Source organism: Prevotella communis, assembly GCF_022024115.1.
Taxonomy (GTDB): domain Bacteria; phylum Bacteroidota; class Bacteroidia; order Bacteroidales; family Bacteroidaceae; genus Prevotella; species Prevotella communis.
This window is the reverse complement of record NZ_CP091792.1, coordinates 1,732,258-1,749,273: the sequence shown is the minus strand read 5'-3', so window position 1 is coordinate 1,749,273 and position 17,016 is coordinate 1,732,258. Positions and strand designations below refer to the sequence as shown.

Genomic DNA, 17,016 nt, shown 5'->3' with positions numbered 1-17,016 from the left:
TTGTCCCTTGCTCACTTTTCTTCTGAAAACTATGTCTAATCATATCTTTCATCTGTCATCTATCATCTATCATCTGTCAGTCTACCAGTTCTTCTCGATTCTGCGACGCTGAGGCTGTTGCTGTGCCTCCTTCATACGTTTCTGCGTCTCCTTCTCACGTTGCATAGCCGCGTTCAACAGCTGTTCGGCATTCTCCTTGCTCATCGGCGGTTCCTGCTGCTGTTGCTGCTGGTCCTGCTTCTTCTGCTTCTTCTGCTGTTGCTGCTGCTTATCCTGCTGATCCTGCTTATCCTGCTTATCCTGCTGCTGGTTGTTGTTGCCGCCGCCCTGATTCTTCAGCTGACGCTGACACAACACCAGGTTATAGCGCGACTCATCATCATTGGGATTGCAGCGCAGCGCGTTCTTGTAGGCCTCAATAGCCTTACCGAAATCCTTCACGCCCTGATAGGCCACGCCCTCATTATGATAAGCCTTCGCCTTACGCAGCGGATTCGTCTCAGCCTGCGCAGCGCGTTCAAACATCATTGCCATCGTGTCGCAACGTTCCTTCTGCACCAGTTTGTAGTCCTGCGGAAACATCGACGTGGCGAGGTTGTACTGCACGCGCGCATCCGTACTGTCGGCACGGTAGGCCTTCAGGTAGTCCACCTGAGCCTCCTGACGCTTGTCGGCCCTGTAGAGCGCGTTACCCTTACGGATCAGTTTGCGGGCCTGACGGTTATCTGCATACGATGAGACAGATAATGCCGTCAGCAGTAGCAATATAATATAATATCCAGAATGTCTCATTATCGCTTAAAGAGTTTTATTTTCTTGAGTATAGGATTCCTGCGATCCAGGATACATATTTCTATGATTAAGAGCAGCAGGGCAAACGCCGCAGCATACTGGAACTGCTCTGCATAGTCGCTGTAGATGGTGGTCTCACCCTTCTCCAGCTTGTCCAGTTCCTCGTCCAGCAGGCGCTGCGCACTACTGTTGTTGTCCACGTGGATATAGGCGCCGCCACCGGCCTGAGCCACCTCACGGCACATGTCCTCGTTGAGGCACGACATCACCGTGTTGCCCTGGTTGTCAATCATATAGTTACCCGTATCAGGGTCGGGCACTGGTGCACCGTTCGTCGAACCGATACCCAGCACATACACGTTGAAGCCCTGCTCGTGGGCTGCCTTAGCAGCCTCCACGGCATTACCCTCATGGTCCTCACCGTCGGTAATGACGATGATGGCCTTGCCCACGTGCTCCTGCTGCGTAAAACTATGACTGGCCATCTCTATGGCACCGGCTATATCCGTGCCCTGGTTCACAATCATCGAGGGGTCGATGGTGCTCAGGAACATCTTCGCCGACACATAGTCGCTGGTGATGGGCAACTGCACAAAGGCGTCGCCGGCAAAGACAATCAGTCCTATCTTATCGTTGCTGAAACTCTCCACCAGGTTCTCCACCATCATCTTCGCACGGTCCAGACGTGTAGGAGCCACATCCTCGGCACGCATCGAGTTACTGATATCCAGTGCTATCACCGTCTCTATACCCGAGCGCTTCTCCTGACTGATACCGTTGGCCTGTTGCGGACGTGCCAGCATCAGGATGACGAGCACCAGTGCCAGTTCCAGCAGACAGAACTTCACCAGCGGACGCCAGCGCGACACGTCGGGCATCAACTGCTTCATCAGTTTCGGGTCGCCAAACTTACGCAGCCTTTTCTTCTGGTTGAAATATGTGACAAAGCGGATCAGGGCCAACACAGCCACTGCCACCAACAGCCACAGATATTCAGGGTTTTCAAATCTAAACATTACGGTATCCTCCTAAAGATCGTTATTCTGAGAAGTATCTCCAGCAACAGGGCGCCCAGTGCTATCAGGCCATATTTCTGATAGTCCTCATAGCGGCGGCTGTAGCGCTGCACTTCTATCTTGGATTTCTCCAACTTATCGATTTCGTGATAAATCTCACGCAGTTCCTCTGCATTACGGGCACGGTAGAACTTTCCGTTCGTCGTATTGGCAATATCCGTCAGCGTCTTCGTGTCAATCTCCACCGGCACCTGGATATACTGCACGCCGCCACCTACCGACAACGGATAGCGCGCCGTACCGTTCGTACCCACACCGATAGTATAGACACGTACGCCCAGGCTCTGGGCTATCTCTGCCGACGTCATGGGCGACAGGTCACCGCGGTTGTTACTACCGTCGGTGAGCAGTATCACCACCCTACTCTTCGCCTTCGAGTCCTTCAGTCGGCTCACCGCATTGGCCAGACCCATACCGATAGCCGTACCGTCCTCAATCAGTCCGCGGGCGGCAATATCCGTACGCACGTTGTGCAACAGCGACAGCAGTGAGGCGTGGTCAATCGTCATCGGACACTGCGTAAAGGCCTCACCGGCAAAGATGGTCAGTCCGATGTTATCGTTAGGACGACCGGCGATAAACTCTGCCGCCACCGCCTTTGCAGCCTCCATACGGTTGGTAATGTCACGGGCATCATCACGCAGGTCTTCAGCCAACATAGACGTTGACACGTCCATAGCCAGCATGATGTCGATACCCTCTATATTCTCGTTCTGCATGGAGTCGTGCGTCTGAGGACGCGCCAGCACCACCACCAGCATCGTGAAAGCCAGGATGCGCAGGAAGAGCTGTACGGGCATCAGCATCACCTTCCAACTGCGCCCCGTAAAGCGGAAGGCGTAGGTGTCGGCCATCTGTATCGTAGGCTCGCTCTTCTTCCTGAACATCACATACCACACAATGTAGGGTATGATGAGCAGTAGCAGAAACAGATATTCTTTATTTGCAAATTCCATCACTCAACAGTTTTACAATAACTCATAGATGTAGTATGCGATGGCACCGAAGATAACCACACAGCCGGCAGCGATGACAGCAATCGTGGTCTTCAGCACCAGGCGGCGTTTGCGTGTCTCCTGTTCCTCCTGCGTGTATTGCGGTTTCACAGGCTCCTGACTTACAGGCTGTTCTATCTTCGTCTTGTTGATGAAGTCAACGGCGCTCACCAGGTTGGCATCGTTCTCGTTGATCAGCGTAGAGTACTTGGCAAACTTCACCAGGTCGGCCGTGAGGAAGAGCTGGCGCAATTCTGCGAGCGACTCCTGATCAGCATTCTTCATCAGCTGGTCGATAATCTCGCTGCTGGTCATCTCCATCGCGTTGAAGCCATAGCGCTCCTCTATATACTTACGCAGCGTATCGGTGAGTCGTGTGTAGTACTCCTTCGGGTCTTCCGATGTCACCATCTTGTCGGCCTTGATCTCCTCGATGGCCTTCATGGCCTTCTGGTGAGGCAACAGGCGTTTCACGATGCGGATATGGGCAATCACGGGCTTGTTGTCGCGCAAGCGGATATACAGGTAATACAGCACAGCCAGCAGCACCAGCAGCAGCACGCTCAGCCAGAAAGGCAGGGCCCAGTCGTCGAGCTCCCAGTCAAAGGGATTGTCCTGCACGTCCTTCGGACCGAAGTACTGCTCGTAGTTCGTGGTGTCCACATCTACCGTCAGCACCTTCAGGGCCAACTGATTAGCCGCGTAGTCCTTACCGTCAACCTTCACCGTGAAGGGTGGCAGGTAATAGAGCGTGTCCTGGAAAGACGTCAGCACATAGTTCCTGCGGTGACGCACCTGTCCGCCATCCACCTTCTCATCGGGCACCTCCACGAAACCCAGCACCTCGATACCTTCCGGCAGCAAGGCCTCCTTCGGGAACACCACATTGGCATTCTCGTCTGTCGTGGCCGACACCGAGAGCTCCACCTGCTGTCCCACCAGCATCTCCACACTGCTCAGACTGGATTCCACCTTGACCTGAGCCAGCGAGGAAAGGGATGAGAGATAAGAGACGAGAAATATGATTAGTACTTTTTTCATGTTATCCTCGTTGTTTAAACAGACCCAGCATCGACTTCACGTAGTCATCGTCGGTAGCAATACTGACGCTGTCCACGTTGCACTTTGCAAAAGTCTCCTTCAGTTCTGCCTGACGGTTCAGCCAGTAGCGGTGATACGTGTCGCGCAGTTTCCTGCTGCTCGTATCCACATACTGCTCGTAGCCCGTCTCGGCATCCACCACCTTCATCAGTCCCACGTCAGGCAGTTCGCAGGCGCGCTTGTCGTACACCTGTATAGCCACCACGTCGTGTTTCCTGTTGGCAATCGTCAGTTGCTGCAGGAAGTCCTGACGTGCGTAGAAGTCGCTCAGTATGAACGCCGTACATTTGCGCTTGCTCACACTCGTGAGGAACTCCACCGCCTGTGCCAGGTCCGTACGACGGCTCTCTGCGTGGAAGTCCAGCATCTCGCGAATGATGTACAGGATATGCTTGCGACCCTTCTTTGGTGGGATATATTTTTCTATCTTGTCAGAGAAAAAGATAACGCCGATCTTATCATTGTTCTGGATAGCCGAGAAGGCCAGGGTGGCAGCTATCTCGGTCACCACGTCGCGCTTCAGCTGCTTCTGCGTACCGAAGTCCAGCGAGCCACTCACGTCGATGAGCAGCATCACCGTCAGTTCGCGCTCCTCCTCAAACACCTTCACATAGGGTTTGTTGAAGCGGGCCGTCACGTTCCAGTCGATATCGCGCACATCGTCGCCATACTGGTACTCACGAACCTCCGAGAAGGCCATACCACGACCTTTGAAGGCCGAGTGATACTGGCCTGCAAAGATATTGGCACTCAGTCCGCGCGCCTTGATTTCAATCTTTCTTACCTTTTTTAGTATCTCAGATGTCTCCATCATCTATAGCGGTAGCAAATTATTCACTTTTCACTATACCCTTTTACCTTCCTTAGGGCACTTCTACCTTATTAATAATCTTAGACACGATTTCCTCGCTGGTCACGTTAGATGCCTCGGCCTCGTAGGTCAGTCCGATACGGTGGCGCAGCACGTCGTGAGCCACGGCACGCACATCCTCGGGCACCACGTATCCGCGACGCTTGATGAAGGCGTAGGCGCGTGAAGCCTTGGCCAGGTTGATGCTGGCACGGGGCGAACCGCCAAATGAAATCATGTTCTTCATATCCTTCAGACCGTAGCGGTCGGGGTAACGGGTAGCGAATACGATGTCTGCGATATACTGCTCAATCTTCTCGTCGATATATACCTCGCGCACCACCTCACGGGCTTTCAGGATCTCCTCCTTCGTGGTCACGGGAGTCACCTTGGGCAGACTGCCTGCGATGTTCTCACGGATAATCTGCTTCTCCTCTTCCAGCGTGGGATAGCCGATAACCACCTTCAGCATGAAACGGTCCATCTGTGCCTCGGGCAGCGGATAGGTACCCTCCTGCTCAATGGGGTTCTGCGTAGCCATCACCAGGAATGGCGTGGGCAGGTTGAAGGTCTCGCTGCCAATGGTCACCTGTTTCTCCTGCATAGCCTCCAGCAGTGCACTCTGTACCTTGGCAGGTGCACGGTTAATCTCGTCGGCCAGCACGAAGTTAGCGAATACCGGACCCTGCTTCACCAGGAATTTTTCGTCCTTCTGTGAGTAGATCATCGTACCGGTCACGTCGGCAGGCAACAGGTCGGGGGTAAACTGTATTCTACTGTATTTCGCATCAATCAGTTGTGACAATGTTTTGATTGCCAGAGTCTTTGCCAGACCAGGCACACCTTCCAACAGGATATTGCCGTCGCTCAACAGTCCGATGAGCAGGGAGTCAACCAAGTGTTTCTGTCCAACAATCACACGATCCATACCCGTCACCAGGTTGGTGACGAATGAGCTTTGCTGTTCAATCCGCATGTTCAGTTCGCGGATATCAATATTTTCTGCCATAGTTAATTTTTTTGTTTGTTTTGTTCTGTCTTAAGAATTTCTTTAGTTTCAGTTTTGGAATCTTCACCTCCTGCCCCTCTTTCAGGGCGCTCGTGGTGATATTATTGTAAACCTCTATATAACATTCCATTCCTTCGCCCAACGTACGTCTGGCAATACGTTTCATGGTGTCGCCGGGACGTACCTTCTCCATGCGGTCGGTACCCACGATGCCATAGGCTCCCGTGCGTACCCTCACGTCCATCGCCTCGTATTTCTTCCAATCGGGTTCTGGCTCTGGCTGCTTCACCTCGGGCTCGGGCTGTTTCACCTCGGGCTCTTTCACCTCTGCCTGCTCCTCTGCCTCGGGTTTCACCTGCATGGTGTCTACCTTGGCGGTATCCTTCACCTCTACTACGGGTGCTGCCTGTACGGCGGCAGTGTCGGCAGAAGCGTCTTCTGCAAAGAGTTCCTGCATATCCATATGACGGCCGTAGAGATAGCCTCCAGCGAAACTGATGACGCAGGCGATAATGGCTATCAGCAGCCACAACCACCAGTAGGAAGCCGACTTTTCCTCTGCTTCCTCTGCCACATCCTCTTCTACAGGAGCGGGGGCTGCCTCAGGCTCGGGCTCGGGCATAGGCTCGGGTTCAGGTTCCGGTTCAGGAACGACAACCGGTTCGGGTTCCGGCTCAGGAACAATCGTTGGCTCTGGTTCCGGCTCGGGAACGACAACTGGTTCTGGTTCCGGCTCGGGAGTCGGTTCTACAACGGGCTCCGGTGTCTCCTCAGCGATAGCGGGCTCTTCCACCTCGGGCTCATCGTCAAACTCTACGCCGTCGTTAAGCACCACGGTCTCAAACTGCGAGAAGGGCTTGTTCACCAGTTCCTTCATCGCCGCATCGGGCGTAAACGTCAGTTTCTGGTGACTGTCGATGGTGACGCGTTCGCCCGTGTTCACGTTGACGCTCTCGCGCGCATCCACGTCAATCACCTTAAACGTGCCTAGGCCCTTGATTTTCACCAGTTTATCATTGTTCACACCGTCCTGGATCGTCTCAACGAAATCCGTCAGGAACTGCTGTGCCTCGCGCTTGCTGATACCAGCTTTCTGAGCCAGCATGTCGGCCAGCTCTGCCATGAATATCTTACCCATTACTCGGCTCCTCCTTTCTTGATCTTATCCTTCCAGGTAGGATTAGGCTTGAAGGCCAGCACCAGTTTTGGTGGCACCAGCATACGCTGTCCGGTGGTGGGGTTCACCATCACACGCTCCAGTTTCTTCTTCACTTCAAAATTGCCGAAATTAGCCATCTGTACGCTGTCGCCCTCCTGAAAACAGTCGCTCATCACTGCTATCAGCGACTCCACCATCTTCTGTGTCTCGGAGGTTTTCTTCTCCGTGCGACCAGCCAGTATGCTTATAAATTCCTTGTTGTTCATCCAATTGTCAATTATCAATTGTCAATTATCAATTAATCACTTCTCCGTAGAGGTCAAACTCCTCAGAGTCGGTTATCTTCACTTGATATATCTTTCCAATCTCCAGTTTCACGTCCTGACGAATCAGCACCTCGGGATCTACCTCGGGCGAACAGAACTCCGTGCGACCAATGTAGTAGTCGCCCTCCGTGCGGTCTATAATCACGGGCAGCGTCTGTCCCACCTTCTCGGCCTCTATCTCCGCACTGATATTCTGCTGCACGCGCATCAGCTTATCCAGTCGGCGCTGCTTCACGTCCTCGGGCACGTCATCCTCGTAGTGGTCGGCAGAATAGGTACCGTCCTCCTCGGAATAGGCAAAGGCGCCCATACGCTCAAAGCGCGCCCATTTCACGAAGTCCACCAGCTCCTGGAAGTCCTCGTCGGTCTCGCCTGGGAATCCCACCATCAGCGTGGTGCGGATATGGATGCCGGGCACCTCACGTCGCATCCGCTCGATGAGTGCCATCGTCTCCGCCTTCGTGGTGTTGCGGCGCATACGTGTCAACATATGGTCGCTGATATGCTGCAGGGCGATATCCAGGTAGCGGCACACGTTTTTATTCTCGCGCATCACGTCGAGCAGGCGCCAGGGGAAATGTGTGGGATAGGCGTAATGCAGACGAATCCACTCCACGCCCTCGATATCAGCCATCTGTTCTATGAGTTCGGCAATACGCTGTTCGCCATACAGGTCTATGCCGTAGTAGGTCAGTTCCTGTGCGATGACCTGAAACTCCTTCGTACCCTGACTCACCAGCCAGCGCACCTCGTCCAGGATCTCCTCCATGGGGCGGCTCTGGTGTCTGCCCGTAATCAGCGGGATGGCGCAGTACGCACAGTGGCGGTCACATCCCTCACTAATCTTGATATAGGCATAATGGCGTGGCGTAGTCAGTTTTCGAGTCTGACCACTCCCCTCTCTGAGCAGAGAGGGGCTGGGGGTGAGTCTTTTTAATAGCTCCTTATAATTGAACTTTCCGTACCATCCGTCCACTTCAGGAATCTCGGCTTCGAGGTCGGCCAGATAGCGCTCTGAGAGACATCCCATCACATATATCTTTTCCACCTCACCAGCATTCTTGCGAGCCACCTGTTCCAAGATGGTATTAATACTTTCCTCCTTGGCGTCAGCAATAAAACCACAGGTATTCACCACAACGACCTCGCCTTGCGGGTCGTCGCTGTCGTGGGTCACGTGGAAGCCATTGGCCTCAAACATGCCCATCAGGTTCTCGCTGTCCACCAAGTTCTTAGAGCAACCAAGCGAAATAAAATCAATCGTCTTCATTTTTCACTTTTCACTATTCACTTTACCCTTTAAAAAGCGAATCAACGAAATCCTTTTTATTAAAGAGCTGCAAATCCTCCATACCCTCGCCCAGTCCGATGTACTTCACGGGCACCTTCAACTGGTCACTGATACCGATGACCACACCACCCTTGGCCGTACCGTCCAGTTTGGTGATAGCCAGCGACGTGATCTGCGTCACGGCAGCAAACTGCCTTGCCTGTTCAAAGGCATTCTGACCGGTAGAACCGTCGAGCACCAGCATCACTTCGTCGGGTGCCTCGGGCAGCACTTTCTTCATCACGTCCTTGATTTTCTTCAGCTCGTTCATCAGGCCCACCTTGTTGTGCAGACGACCGGCAGTATCAATAATCACCACGTCGGCATCATTGGCCTTGGCGCTCTGCAAGGTGTCGAAGGCTACGCTGGCGGGGTCGCTACCCATCTGCTGCTTCACCACAGGCACACCTACGCGCTCACCCCAGATACACAACTGCTCCACGGCAGCAGCACGGAATGTATCGGCGGCACCCAGATACACCTTCTTGCCGGCCTGCTTAAACTGCCAGGCCAGCTTACCTATCGTTGTGGTCTTGCCCACACCGTTCACGCCAACCACCAGGATGACGTAGGGCTTATGGTCTGCAGGCAAGTCCCAGTTATCATTATCATCTGTGTTGTTCTCAGCCAGCAGCGCTGCAATCTCTTCTCGAAGGATTCCATTCAACTCACTGGTTGATACGTACTTATCGCGAGCCACACGCTCCTCGATACGCTCAATAATCTTCAGCGTGGTATCCACGCCCACATCGCTCGTAATCAGCACTTCCTCCAGGTTGTCGAGTACGTCATCATCGACCTTCGACTTACCTGCCACTGCACGAGCCAGCTTGTCAAACACGGAGGTTTTGGTCTTTTCCAATCCCTTGTCCAGTGTCTCTTCCTTCTTTTTCTTACTAAAAAAATCAAACAATCCCATATTCGAATACGTATTACGAACTGCAAAATTACAAAGAAAAATCCAAAACCTTGCAGCGTCGACAAATTTTTCACTCTTACCTCTTCCCTTTTCACTTTATTTAGTACATTTCACGGATTTTACACCAATTCCACCGATGAAATCGGGCATTTTTCGCCCTCCTCTACTTCAGCGGCACACCGTGCGTGTTTTTCACCTCCTTCATCACGAACACGCTGTGGAAATAGCCCACGCTGTCTATATTGCCCAACTTGGTGCGCATAAACTCCTGATACGACTCCATGTCGCGCGTCTGTATCTTCAGCGTGAAGTCATATTCACCACTCGTATTGTAACACTCCGTTATCTCCTCAATGCTCTGGATAGCCTCCATGAAATCGTCCATCAGCACCTGCGAGTGATGCTTCAGGCGCATGTGGCAGAGCACGGTGATGCCATTACCCGCCTTCTTCGCATCAAGGATGGCATGATAGCCCTTGATGAAGCCCTCACGCTCCAGTCGCTTCTGACGGTCGAAGGCTGGCGAGGCCGACAGGTGTACCCTGGCAGCCAGTTCCTTGACGGTAAGCGTAGAGTCGTTTTGCAAGATGCGCAATATCTTGCGGTCGGTGTTGTCCAGTTCGTCGTATGTCATAATTTACCGAATAATATTCTGTTATATCATAGATTCACGGTACAAAGATAGAATATTTTACTGAACTTGCCAAATAAATTACAGAATATCATACCTTTTATCTACTTTTGCACCCGGAAATTCATTAATCACATAAACTTAAATAGCAACAATGAGCAAAGTAATCAAAGGTATCCAGGTTCCACAGCGAGCCGATTTCGTAGGCAGTTTCCTTCGTCCCCAGAACCTGTCAGACAGCACACGCAACCAACTGGTACGCGAGTTGACCGATAAGCAGAAGCAGTTGGGCTATCACGTCATCACCGATGGCGAGTTCAACCGCACCTTCTGGCACCTCGACTTCTTCTGGGGCTTTGGCGGCGTGACCCACGAAGAGGGCGGCGACGTGGTGTTTAATGGCGAGACAGCCCGACTGGACCGCGTATTCCTCACAGGCAAACTCAAGGCACAGCCCCACCCTTTTATCGATGATTTCCGTCGTGTACAGCAGTTTGAGGACGGGCAGACCATCGCCAAGCTCACCATCCCCTCGCCTGCACAGTTCTTCCAGCAGCTCATCATGCCCGCCAACTACGCCGGCACCATCGCCATCTACCCCCACCTGCAGGAACTGATTCGCGATATAGCCCTGGTATATCAGAACTTCATCCGTCAGTTCTACGACGCAGGAGGCCGTTTCCTTCAACTCGACGACTGCACATGGGGTGCCGTCCTGGGCGAGGCCGCCTCACAACGCTATGCCAGTCTGAGTGCCAACCTTGACGACGTGAAGGATCTGCTGTTGCAGGTCAACAATCAGGCACTCGAGGGGCGTCCTGCCGACCTGCTTGTAGCATCCCACATCTGTCGCGGCAACTACCACTCTACGTGGTTCAACAGCGGTGCCTACGACTCGGTGGCCGACTGGGTGTTTGCACGCGAGAACGTGGATGTGCTCTACCTGGAGTACGACGACGAGCGCTCAGGCGGTTTCGAGCCTCTGGCCAAGGTGAGCCCCGACAAGCACGTGGTACTTGGACTGATCACCACCAAACGTCCCGAACTCGAGGACAAGGCCGCCATCATCGCCCGCATCCGCGAGGCATCCAAGTACATCCCCCTCGACCGTCTGTCGCTCTCGCCCCAATGTGGCTTCGCCTCTTGTGCCATCGGCAACAAGCTCACCGTCGACGAACAATGGGCCAAGCTCCGTCTGGTCAAGGAGATATCCGACGAAGTATGGGGAAGTAACTCATAAGACCTGAAAACAGCAAAAATCCTGATGCATGAGCACCAGGATTTTTGCTGTATCTTACATCATCACATTTTTACGATATCCCATGCCCGTCACGTGACAGATGAGCCTTCCCTCCTGGTTGGTCACGCGCACCTCTACGGCTGGGATTTTGTGGTGGTCACATATACCGACAGCCTCAGCCCACAGCACATCACCCTCACGAGCACTCGATACAAACATGATGCTGCTATTGATGCCAAACGTCAGCTGTCCGTTGTAGTTCATCCAGGCAGCAATGGCCAAGTCGGCAAGCGTAAACAGCGCCCCACCCTGACACACATTACCACCATTCAGGTGCATCGCCGTTACCGTCATCTGCGCCACGGCATGCTGCCCGTCCACCTCCGTAATCCTACAACCAGCATTGGCTGCAAACCTATCCGTCCTATTCAATAATTCCTGTATATCCATTGTCGTTTATGTTTTGCGTATATTATAGAGGCAGCCCTGCTGCGTTATCAGACATCATCTCTATAGTATCACACACACGCAGGCTCCAATTCGCGATCTGCCACTTTCACAACATCAGCATTAAGAGCAGCAGATATTTTGCAAATAGTGGCCATTGTCAAGTTGTGAGTACCAGAGAGCCATCGGCTCACCTCTGTCTCTGTCTTTCCCATCAGACGGGCAAAGTCCTTCTGCGACATTCCCTTTTCTTCAAGGATGTCGTAGATGCGGTTAGCAATAGCTACAGACAGTTCCATTTGTAGTTTCATCTCTGGAGAGATAGTACTACGAATATCGTCCATAATTCTGTTAGTCTTCATAATATTTCTCGCCATCCTCCAACAGCTCTATAAACAGATTCTTTTCCATATAGTTTCTAAATCTGCTGCAAAAATATACATAAAAGTTGATTTCCGCAAATATTTTGGCAAGAAAGACAATTCAAAAGACAATTAAGGAATCCATCACCAGTCATATCCCTCTTACGTCTCCCGCCATCAGCCCTCAGCCTTCAGACCTCTTCCCTCTTACATCTTCCTTCTTACATCATCCCTCAGCCATACTCTAGCCTGCTTCTAGCCATACTCTAGCCATACTCTAGCCATACTCTAGCCATACTCTAGCCTGCTTCGTGAGTGCTCCACGGAGCAGCCTAGGAGCAGCTTAGGAGCAGCCTAGGAGCAGCTTAGGAGCAGCCTAGGAGCAGAGTGATTGCTGCCTAAGAGCAGGCTAGAAGCTGAATTAGTGCCTTTTCCTAAACTCACTTGACAGTTTTCACCGGGTTAAACTGAATTACTTGTCAACATCGTTTACATCGTACTGAAAACCTTGTCACTCTCTGCAGGCTAGAAGCTGAATTAGTGAAAGCACTAAAAAGTTGTGACATGAATTTCATTCCATCAGAATCAGATTCGCATAGCCTATACAGAAGAAATACAAGCCAGACAATGTTCATTAGGAACAGATCCTTTTAGTAAACCACAGACTTATACATCGTAAACCATAGGTTAACACATCGTAAACCATAGAGTAACGACTTAAAAACCATAGAGTAATGAAGCAATGAGGAGCAGAGTGATTGCTGCCTAAGAACTGGCTAGGAACTGATTTAGGTTGTCAGTTCTCTATCTCACGACTAGAATCTGTTGACGGGTTAATATGACATCAGACTTCAGACATCATACTTCAGACATCTTCCGACACTCACCCGTCCCCTCTGTACTCAGACACCTGACATATCGTTTGTACGAATGCTATTTTTCTTAAAGAGTATTAAAAAGAATACTTTTCTGATGCTTTTATTTGCAAAATGGTATTCTTTTTATTACCTTTGTACCAACATAAAGTATAAACATGAAAGCGTATAAGGTTATTGAAGTCATCAAAATGCTTGAAGCTGACGGATGGGTACTTGTAGCCACCAAAGGTGACCATCGACAATATAAACATCCTCAGAAGAAAGGCAAGGTGACTATCAGAGGACATAAAAATGAGGTATTAAACCAATTTCTCTTGAATAGTATTTGGAAACAGGCAGGTTGGAAATAATAAAAAAAAGGAATGGATATGGAAAAAATTATTGTAAATGTATCTTGGTGTGACAAGAATTATGGTGCAGCTCTGAGCGAGAACGTGCCTGGTGCAGTGGTTGTTACTGCCAAAACGTACAACGAACTTATTGATGAAGTACGCAACACACTCAACTTCCATATAGAAGGAATGATTGCAGATGGCGATGATGTTCCCCAGTGGCTTCGCGATGGCGACTACAAATTCGAGTACCATCTGGATGCCGCAGCCTTGCTGCAGATGTGCTCTCCTTATGCCTCCATTGCTGCAATCAGCCGTGCTTCAGGTATCAATCAGCACCAGCTGAGCCACTATGCCAACGGTATTAAAAAGCCTCGTCCAGAACAGCGCCGTCGCATCGTTGAAGGTCTGCACAAAATAGGCCGTGAACTTATTGCTGTGGAATAACACTTATTTATAGATGTACAACGGCAGGTATCATGTTGATAACCTGCCATATTTTAGTTGGGTCCGCTCGGCTCTGCCGCTTCGCTTGTCGAAGAATGATGAGCACCTCATCAAACATCAAACATCTTCCCTCTTACATCTCCCGCCTTCAGCCTTCAGTCCTCATGCCTCTTTTAGTTTCTCCCACACCTTCACCATAGCATACGTATCGAGGCAACAGTATTGCAGTAAGGCCTTGCGAGCCGCTTCCTGCTCCTTCGGTTCCATGAACTGTATCTTTGGGAAGATAGTCATGGCATCATTACCATTTTGCACGCCACCTTCCAGGTTATGATAATCCAGCGACGGGTCGTCGGGGAACAACGACGGCAGCACCCTCTTGATTGAGAATGAGCCTCCCATGGATGGCAGGTAATACTGACCAGCCGCAAACGGGTCGAGCAAATCCTTGATATTTTTCATGATGTTCAGAAGATGCTCTGCCAAATCAGGATACCATCCAGCCAGTTCCTTGATGCGCGTACACTCAAAGGACTTGTTGTATGCCAGCGTACACACATCCATGGGAATATCCTGACAGAGCTGTTCTGCCAAAGCCCTTCTCGGGTCTGTACCCGATATGCCCAGATGTTCTTTATGGATCAGTTCCCCACCCTCCTTTTCAATGATGTGAAGTGAATACTGGAACGTAATCTGCTGATACACCTTCGTACCATCAAACTGCGGAATCACCTGCTGCATCGTCTCGAAGTCCAGGAAATACAACGGATAGGTCAATGTATCAAGAAAAGCCTTAATCTTATCAGCCTCAACATGAGGGGTGTTTGATAATCCGCTATCCACTTGTATCCGTCTTACAGGAGTCAGTCTCTCATTCTTGATATCATCGTAAGTTACAAGCCCCTGGCGATAATACTTCAGCTTATCAGAGAAACGCATACGATAGAGGTCAAAGACAGATGGTGACGGCAAGTGACGTGAGCAGTATTTGAAGAAACCGCAGTCATAAGGCTTCTTGCAACCCTCCCAGATATCCATCGTTGGCTCTTCTGTCTGCTGCAGCAGTTTCCTTGCCGCTGCCTGTCCGTTCTCCACCTTATCATATTCATTGGCTATCAGTTCCTCCATGTCGTTTATCACGAACAACTTCTGCAGGTCCAACTCACCCTCCCTGACATAATCAGAATTCAGGCAGACCAGGAAGGTGCCCGTTACGTTGACGCCACACTTCTTGAGCACCCATTTCTGATAGGCCACGTCTGGCAGATACTTGTCCAACTTGGCCGGATTACCATTAAATTCCGGGAAGCTGGTACTCTTCACCTCATAGATAGCCCAGCCATTTTCCGTCTTATGAAGGATATCCACAGCACAATAATTTCCATCATAACTGAATGAAGCCTCGCAGATATTCTCCTGCCCTGCCTCCATCAGCTGCTTAGTCTTGGTAATCATGGCTGAAAGGTCGAGCCTACCATCCTCCTGATTGGTAGTGACGTCGACATATTCCCCCAGTAATCCCATAGCCAGGTCTCCCACTTCAGTACCGTTCTCGAATCTTGCTTCGCTACTGGGATCCACCACTTCCTCCTCAGGCTTATACACACTCATCCATAAGCACTTAGGACACTGGCAATACTTGGCGTACTTTGATTTTGACAACTGCTTCATCATTAATTCTTCATCAGTTGGTCTATCATATCCTTCTTTATTCCTCCACAAAAACCAACAAGTTCTCCCTCATCAAGTTTCTTGCCAAACACGAAATCAGCAATCAACCATCCACATTCACTCCCATCAGGGTATTGGATAACATACGGCTTCGTTTCATCTTCAGGATCAGGAAGAGCAAAAATGCCAGACTCATCTTTCAGTTCGAACTTCACAAATTCATTGCCACATTCAATCGTCACAGCCTTAAAAGGTTTCATCTCTAATGTTGACTCAACGCAAAGAGTATTATACAGATAGCCTTCCAGATACAGCTGCATGCTGTCAAGTTCACCAGATTTTATCTGTTCAAAAGTATTCTCTTCGCATGGTATAAAGACCTCATCTTCATTATCATTAAGATCGACAGCGCTTAATGGCACCTGATGAGCTGGAGGCAGATTATCCTCATCTACCTCATCATAGTCAAAAAGATTCAGCTTACCTTTTACATTCAGTATTGGCTCATCAAACATCCAGGCATCTTCCAACTCCCACTTGATTACCCCAGGACCGTCAGCCCATAAGGAATCAGATTTGCCTTCCTCGAATCCCTTAACAGTAACATATCCAATAATGGCACTTGTAGGAAGTGTGTCAAGAGCAGGAAGGTTTCCAAATCCTACTTCATTCTTGATGATTGACTCCATATACTCAGGAATACCAGCAAAGAAGTTTCTTGTCACTTTCTTCGAACTGGCATGAATCAGAATACGGCCAGGCACCTTTGCTGCCTTCCATGTTCTGTTCTCTACATCCTTAATGCCTGCGCAAATTAGCGATGCCCAGGGCTGTTGTACTGATAGTACTTTCATAGTCTTTCGGTTTTTAGTTATACGTTTATTCTTAGATTCTGTTTGCAAAGATAGCAATTATTTGTTCACTCAAAGCGAACAGAAGATATTTTTATTCAGGTTTCCCCTCTTCTATCCTCAGATTTAGGTAGCATTAGTCTGAGATGAGCCATCGACCGATATTTGTTTTGATTTAAATTCCATAGAAAGGGGTACGAGACTTGACTTTGAGTTCGCAGTTACAATGAGAACTTTATCAGATATATTGCAGACATATTTATTGCGAATTTTGGCTGTCGCACGTGTCTGGCGAGGTGAATTGGTATTTGAAATAAGAAGTAGTCTCCCCTGCTCAATTGGTTCTCTTAATTCCTCTGGGGTATTGCTATATAAACGCCTTGCAAGTACCAGGATGACAGGACATTTGACTTTTATAAGGAAATGCAGCACGTCGCGTTCCAACTTACTACTGAAACCACTAATAACGCATTCGCCTTCCTCATGTTTCCCTGATGCCCAGTCATAGCACTTCAACACCATATCTAATGGTATGGTGCTGGAGGCTAAAAAGGCTGTTTTCTTTAGCTTCAAAAGATCCTTGTTACCAATACAATTCAT

At 50.2% G+C, this 17,016-nt stretch carries 19 protein-coding genes; 3 read left to right on the top strand and 16 right to left on the bottom strand.

Going from position 1 to position 17,016, the window contains the following annotated elements; genetic code table 11:
* Positions 1-81: 81 nt before the first annotated feature.
* From L6468_RS06925 to L6468_RS06875, 11 genes are all read right to left on the bottom strand, one after another.
* Positions 82-792, bottom strand: a complete 711-nt coding sequence (locus L6468_RS06925; protein WP_237796604.1) for a tetratricopeptide repeat protein — start codon at positions 790-792, stop codon at positions 82-84.
* Positions 792-1,808 (bottom strand): vWA domain-containing protein, encoded by a 1,017-nt coding sequence (locus L6468_RS06920; RefSeq protein ID WP_237796603.1) that lies wholly within the window; start codon positions 1,806-1,808, stop codon positions 792-794. Before L6468_RS06920 ends, L6468_RS06925 begins: the two co-directional genes overlap by 1 nt.
* A complete protein-coding gene (locus L6468_RS06915) occupies positions 1,808-2,824 on the bottom strand; it encodes a vWA domain-containing protein (protein ID WP_091854667.1) in 1,017 nt (338 codons plus the stop codon). Before L6468_RS06915 ends, L6468_RS06920 begins: the two co-directional genes overlap by 1 nt.
* Positions 2,825-2,836: 12 nt before the next feature.
* Positions 2,837-3,904, bottom strand: coding sequence for a BatD family protein (locus L6468_RS06910; RefSeq protein WP_091854665.1), 1,068 nt, complete (start codon positions 3,902-3,904; stop codon positions 2,837-2,839).
* 1 nt (position 3,905) lies between these two features.
* Positions 3,906-4,775, bottom strand: a complete 870-nt coding sequence (locus tag L6468_RS06905; protein WP_091854712.1) for a DUF58 domain-containing protein — start codon at positions 4,773-4,775, stop codon at positions 3,906-3,908.
* Between the two features lie 52 nt (positions 4,776-4,827).
* Complete coding sequence (locus L6468_RS06900) at positions 4,828-5,823, bottom strand: AAA family ATPase (RefSeq protein WP_091818567.1); 996 nt, start codon at positions 5,821-5,823, stop codon at positions 4,828-4,830.
* Positions 5,807-6,961 (bottom strand): HU family DNA-binding protein, encoded by a 1,155-nt coding sequence (locus L6468_RS06895; protein ID WP_237796602.1) that lies wholly within the window; start codon positions 6,959-6,961, stop codon positions 5,807-5,809. The genes L6468_RS06900 and L6468_RS06895 overlap by 17 nt, the downstream gene beginning before the upstream one ends.
* Entirely contained in the window at positions 6,961-7,248 is a 288-nt protein-coding gene (locus L6468_RS06890; RefSeq protein WP_091854661.1) for an HU family DNA-binding protein, read from the bottom strand. Before L6468_RS06890 ends, L6468_RS06895 begins: the two co-directional genes overlap by 1 nt.
* Positions 7,249-7,276: 28 nt before the next feature.
* Positions 7,277-8,578: a 30S ribosomal protein S12 methylthiotransferase RimO gene (gene rimO, locus L6468_RS06885; protein WP_237796601.1), complete on the bottom strand. Its 1,302-nt coding sequence runs from the start codon at positions 8,576-8,578 to the stop codon at positions 7,277-7,279.
* Between the two features lie 22 nt (positions 8,579-8,600).
* Positions 8,601-9,557 carry a signal recognition particle-docking protein FtsY gene (gene ftsY / locus L6468_RS06880; protein ID WP_237796600.1) on the bottom strand — a complete coding sequence of 319 codons (957 nt, stop codon included), beginning with the start codon at positions 9,555-9,557 and terminating at the stop codon, positions 8,601-8,603.
* 163 nt (positions 9,558-9,720) lie between these two features.
* Entirely contained in the window at positions 9,721-10,191 is a 471-nt protein-coding gene (locus L6468_RS06875; protein WP_091818572.1) for an Lrp/AsnC family transcriptional regulator, read from the bottom strand.
* 151 nt (positions 10,192-10,342) lie between these two features.
* Here L6468_RS06875 and L6468_RS06870 point away from each other — a divergent pair, with 151 nt between their 5' ends.
* The gene (locus L6468_RS06870; RefSeq protein ID WP_237796599.1) at positions 10,343-11,428 is read left to right on the top strand and encodes a 5-methyltetrahydropteroyltriglutamate--homocysteine S-methyltransferase; all 1,086 of its coding nucleotides are present in this window, start codon (positions 10,343-10,345) and stop codon (positions 11,426-11,428) included.
* 54 nt (positions 11,429-11,482) lie between these two features.
* Here L6468_RS06870 and L6468_RS06865 read toward each other — a convergent pair whose 3' ends face one another.
* On the bottom strand, positions 11,483-11,878 hold the full coding sequence (locus L6468_RS06865) for a PaaI family thioesterase (protein WP_237796598.1): 396 nt from the start codon (positions 11,876-11,878) through the stop codon (positions 11,483-11,485).
* A 68-nt stretch (positions 11,879-11,946) separates the two neighbouring features.
* Complete coding sequence (locus L6468_RS06860; RefSeq protein ID WP_091818604.1) at positions 11,947-12,237, bottom strand: helix-turn-helix domain-containing protein; 291 nt, start codon at positions 12,235-12,237, stop codon at positions 11,947-11,949.
* A gap of 1,033 nt (positions 12,238-13,270) precedes the next feature.
* Between L6468_RS06860 and L6468_RS06855 the strand changes: the two genes are divergently transcribed.
* Together L6468_RS06855 and L6468_RS06850 are read left to right on the top strand one after the other, a co-directional pair.
* A complete protein-coding gene (locus L6468_RS06855; RefSeq protein WP_237796597.1) occupies positions 13,271-13,465 on the top strand; it encodes a type II toxin-antitoxin system HicA family toxin in 195 nt (64 codons plus the stop codon).
* An 18-nt stretch (positions 13,466-13,483) separates the two neighbouring features.
* Positions 13,484-13,894, top strand: a complete 411-nt coding sequence (locus L6468_RS06850; RefSeq protein WP_237796596.1) for a type II toxin-antitoxin system HicB family antitoxin — start codon at positions 13,484-13,486, stop codon at positions 13,892-13,894.
* Between the two features lie 162 nt (positions 13,895-14,056).
* On the opposite strand, the gene L6468_RS06845 is transcribed toward L6468_RS06850, so the two are convergent.
* The 3 genes from L6468_RS06845 to L6468_RS06835 form a co-directional block, all read right to left on the bottom strand.
* Positions 14,057-15,568, bottom strand: coding sequence for a DUF2779 domain-containing protein (locus L6468_RS06845; protein ID WP_237796595.1), 1,512 nt, complete (start codon positions 15,566-15,568; stop codon positions 14,057-14,059).
* Positions 15,568-16,419 carry an ASCH domain-containing protein gene (locus tag L6468_RS06840; protein WP_237796594.1) on the bottom strand — a complete coding sequence of 284 codons (852 nt, stop codon included), beginning with the start codon at positions 16,417-16,419 and terminating at the stop codon, positions 15,568-15,570. The genes L6468_RS06845 and L6468_RS06840 overlap by 1 nt, the downstream gene beginning before the upstream one ends.
* 123 nt (positions 16,420-16,542) lie before the next feature.
* Positions 16,543-17,016 carry a DNA-processing protein DprA gene (locus L6468_RS06835; RefSeq protein WP_237796593.1) on the bottom strand — a complete coding sequence of 158 codons (474 nt, stop codon included), beginning with the start codon at positions 17,014-17,016 and terminating at the stop codon, positions 16,543-16,545.